1 protein-coding gene is annotated in these 681 nt (G+C 38.6%); it reads right to left on the bottom strand.

All coding sequences use genetic code 11. From position 1 onward, the window contains the following. Positions 1-272: 272 nt before the first annotated feature. The coding region (locus AC1DTM_RS30295) for an O-methyltransferase (protein WP_477001682.1) at positions 273-681 on the bottom strand (409 nt) is incomplete at its 5' end.

The raw sequence follows: 681 nt of genomic DNA, 5'->3' as shown, positions 1-681 counted from the left end.
CAGTACCGTAGCCCACGAACCTATATGGTCTGTTGTGGGAGTGGTGATGGCACACCGCAATCTTGCACGTCAGCGATACCAGAAATGGACTTCGCCTTTGGTAGCAAGAATCCCACTGACGTTAGTCAGCTAGCCCCTTTAGGGGGGGAGTGTCAATAATCACCACTGAATATTAAATTGAAGTTCCATTTAGTTATCCTCTTAAATTTATATAATGCTCTATCTTTTGACATATGCTATCTTTCAATGTGATAATTACATTAAGCCCACTTCTAATTATTCTTCCGCGCAACAAATGCTCCCTTTTGAAAAGCTAATAACACCGTTTCAAACGTATCATCTTCTTCAATCATCTTTATAAATTCTGCTAATTCCTCCGCATGAGAAGCTGCATTATCAATAACAAGAAATCCTTTTGGCTCTAAAATACGTTTTATATGTTCCCACCACCACATATATTGCGTTCGTTCTGAATCTAGGAAAATAAAATCAAATGAATGATCTAATTGCGAATCTAAAAATGCTCCAGCTTCTTGATTGTGAATATCGATTCGCTGTGTAAAATTCACCTTCCTAAAATTCCCAAGTGCCTCTCCCACCCGTTCTGAAGAAAGTTCTACCGTTGTAACATTTCCATTTGTTTCTTCTACCGCATTTGCTAGCCACAATGTAGAATAACCA

It is taken from the genome of Bacillus sp. P4_D3 (assembly GCF_056401855.1).
The sequence above is the reverse complement of the archived record's forward strand: the minus strand, read 5'-3'. Positions and strand labels throughout refer to the sequence as shown.